This window comes from Aerococcus sp. UMB1112A (genome assembly GCF_030230715.1).
Taxonomy (GTDB): Bacteria; Bacillota; Bacilli; order Lactobacillales; family Aerococcaceae; genus Aerococcus.
Map to the genome: position 1 here is coordinate 1 of NZ_JASPDS010000040.1, position 4,075 is coordinate 4,075.

The window sequence follows — 4,075 nt, forward strand, 5'->3', positions numbered from 1 at the left end:
CCAGCTACTGTTGTTGTAACCTACCCAGACGGTTCTACGGATGAAGTTCCTGCTAAGGTACAAGTCAAAGACTTAACGGATGCAGAAAAGAACACACCTCAAGCTAAGGATCAAACCGTCAAAGTTGGCGAAACACCTAAGGCCGAAGATTCCATCGCGAACTTGAAAGACCTACCACAAGGTACCAAGGTAGCTTACAAGGAACCAGTCGACACTAAGACACCAGGTGACAAACCAGCGACAGTAGTGGTAACCTACCCAGACGGTTCAAGTGAAGAAGTTCCTGCTAAAGTACAAGTCAAAGACTTAACCGACGCAGAAAAGAACACTCCACAAGCTAAGGATCAAACCGTCAAAGTCGGCGAAACACCTAAGGCCGAAGATTCCATCGCGAACTTGAAAGACCTTCCACAAGGTACCAAGGTAGCTTACAAGGAACCAGTCGACACCAAGACACCAGGTGAAAAACCAGCCACAGTTGTTGTAACTTACCCAGATGGTTCTACGGATGAAGTTCCAGTAAATGTTAAGGTCAATGACTTAACGGATGCAGAAAAGAACACACCTCAAGCTAAGGACCAAACAGTCAAGGTCGGCGAAACACCAAAGGCCGAAGATTCTATCGCGAACTTGAAAGACCTTCCACAAGGTACCAAGGTAGCCTACAAGGAACCAGTCGATACCAAGACACCAGGCGACAAGCCAGCTACTGTTGTTGTAACCTACCCAGACGGTTCTACGGATGAAGTTCCTGCTAAGGTACAAGTCAAAGACTTAACTGACGCAGAAAAGAATAATCCACAAGGTCAAGATATCAACACTAAAGTTGGTCAAACACCAAACGCTAAAGATGGTATCAAGGATGCCGACAAGTTACCTCAAGGCACCAAGTTTGACTTCAAGGAACCAGTCGACACCAAGACACCAGGCGACAAGCCAGCTACTGTTGTTGTGACTTACCCAGACGGCAGCAAGGATGAAGTGCCAGTAAATGTTAAGGTTTCTGAAAACCCAACCCAAGCTGAAACGACTGACCCAACTGTTCCAGCCAAGACTGAAGTCGAAGACAAGACTAACTTAACTCCTGAAGAACAAGGCAAGGTTAAGAAAGCTATCGAAGACGCCAACAAGGACAAGTTCCCTGCTCCTAAGGAAGGTCAAAACCCAACAACTGTTGAAGTAGGCAAGGACGGCACCGCAACCATCACCTACCCAGACGGTTCTAAGGACACCATCCCAGGTACTGACTTAGTGGTTGAACGTCCTAAGACTACCGTTGAAGGCACACCTAAGACGGTTAAGCCAAGCAAGGATCCTCAAGACACTGGCCTTGTTGTGAAGAACCAAGACGACAAGACCCCAACCAAGGTGACTGCCAAGGACGAAGACGGTCAAGATGTTCCTGTAACCGTTGATCCTGCAACTGGTAAGGTTTCTGTAACTCCAGGCACTAAGGTCGATGGCCCAATCACCGTAACGGTTGAAGATAAGGACCTCCCAGGCGGCAAGCAAGATTTCGTTGTCCCAGTCGAAGGTCATGAAGCAGGCCGCGACGACAACGGTACAGATAAGACCCAAGCAGATCTTACTGACCCAGTTGTTCCAGCTGAGAAGACTCCAGTTGCCGACAAGACCAACTTAACTGAAGACGAAAAAGCTCAAGTTAAGAAAGCCATTGAAGACGCCAACAAGGATAAATTCCCAGCACCTAAGGAAGGTCAAAACCCAACCACCGTTGAAGTAGGCAAGGACGGCACAGCTACCATTACCTACCCAGATGGCTCGAAAGACACCATCCCAGGTACCGACTTAGTTCGTGAAAAGACCAACGTCGATGCTAAGAATGTGAAACCTGTCAACCCAACAGACGACAAACAAGGCACCGGCATTAAAGTCAACAATCCTGATAAAGACACCACAGTTACCGCTAAGGATGAAGACGGCAAGGATGTTCCTGTTGTCATCAACCCAGAAACTGGCGAAGTGGAAGTGACTCCAGGTACAAATGTTGACGGCCCAATCGTGGTAACTATTAACGATCCAGACCTCCCAGGTGGCAAACAAGAAGTTACCGTTCCTGTTAAGGGTCATGAAGCAGGCCGCGATGACAATGGTTCAGACAAGACCCAAGCAGACTTAACGGACCCAGTTGTCCCAGCTGAGAAGACTCCAGTTGCCGACAAGACCAACTTAACTGAAGACGAAAAAGCCCAAGTTAAGAAGGCCATTGAAGACGCCAACAAGGATAAATTCCCAGCACCTAAGGACGGTCAAAAACCAACCACCGTTGAAATCGGCAAGGACGGCACTGCAACCATCACCTACCCAGATGGCTCGAAAGACACCATCCCAGGTACTGACTTAGTCCGTGAAAAGACCAACGTTGATGACTCAGCAGTTAAGGAAGTCAACCCAAGTGACGAAAAACAAGGCACAGGCATCAAGGTTAACAATGCGGATAAGGATACGACAGTGACCGCCAAGGATGAAGACGGCAAAGTTGTTCCAGCCGTAATCAACCCTGAAACTGGCGAAGTTGAAGTCACTCCAGGTAAGGATGTTGACGGCCCAATCACCGTGACGATCACCGATCCTGAATTACCAGGCGGCAAGAAAGAAGTGACCGTTCCAGTCAAAGGCCACAAAGCCGGTCACGACGACAATGGGTCTGACCAATCTGCTAAGCCTACGATTGAAGCTATCCATGAAGGTGACGAAATCGTGGAAGGTAACGGGGTACCAGATGCGAAGATTGTGGTGAAAGACAAGGAGGGCAAGGTCATTGGCGAAACCACAGTTGACGGTATCGGCAACTGGTCTGTCAAAGTTCCAGCCAACAAACTTTTCGCTGGGGACAAGGTAACGGTTGAACAAACTGAAGAAGGTAAGAAGCCTGCTGTTGAAACGGCAACGGTTCAAAAGGCAACGGGCGAAACGACACGCAAGGGAGACCCAGCTGTCGCTTACCCAATCGAATCCCACCCAGTTGTTAAGCATGTCGGCGACAGCTTGACCGCAGACGACATCACCAAGGCCATTAAGGTAGTCGGTGTTCCTGAAGGCTCTTACAAGGTAACCATCAATGAAGGACAAACACTTCCATCAACCGATAAAGTGGGCGACGCCATCATCGATGTGACCGTTACCCTACCAGACGGCACCACCGAAGCTGCCCAAGTATGGGTGATCGTGAAAGCTCAAGGCGGCGCACTCCTGAGGTCAAGAAGCCAACTACCGTGGACGACTCCCAAGTCAAGGAAGTTAACCCAACTAACGACCAACAAGGTACTGGCATCAAGGTCAACAATCCTGATAAGGACACCACAGTCACCGCTAAGGACGAAGACGGCAAGGACATCCCTGTTGTCATCAACCCAACAACCGGTGAAGTAGAAGTGACCCCAGGCACCGACGTTGACGGCCCAATCACTGTGACCATCTCCGACCCTGAATTACCAGGCGGTAAGAAAGTAGTCGTGGTTCCAGTCAAAGGCCATGCCGCTGGACGTGACGACAACGGTTCTGACGCTACTCCAGAACCTGCTGTTCCAGCGAAACCAGAAACACCAGCAGCTCCAGCTCAACCAGCTGCCAAACCAGCCGCTCCTCAAAAAGCAGCCCCAGGCACTGTTAAAGTTGACAAGAAACAAGCAAGCGCTCTTCCAAAAGCTAGCCAAGCAGGCCAAGGCCATGCCAAAGCAGCCCAAACGAAGACCAAACTCCCACAAACCGGAGCCCTAGTCGGCCTAACGAGCGGCCTCGCCCTCGCTTTAGTCGGCGCTGGTAGCTTGCTGGCACTCGGCAAAGGCAAGAAGAAAGACTAAAATTTTTCTTGATTGCTAAAGCTGAATAAGAAGAAGCCCTCGCACGAGCATGTGCGGGGGCTTTTTGTATGGGCGGGTATAATATGGAAGGAAGTGGAATTTTGAGCGCTGACCTAGGTCTGGGAGGGGTGGTTTAGCGCCAAATGAGAAGGGATATGTCGGTATCTCGGAGAGTTAGCGCCAAATGAGAAGGGATATGTCGGTATCTCGGAGAGTTAGCGCCAAATGAGAAGGGATATGTCGGTATCTCG

Annotated in this window: 1 protein-coding gene; it reads left to right on the top strand. The window is 49.7% G+C overall.

The window, feature by feature from the left end:
* Window positions 1–3,393: Rib/alpha-like domain-containing protein (locus QP860_RS10315; RefSeq protein WP_284912767.1), on the top strand; the 3,393-nt coding region annotated here is incomplete at its 5' end.
* Window positions 3,394–4,075: the final 682 nt, after the last annotated feature.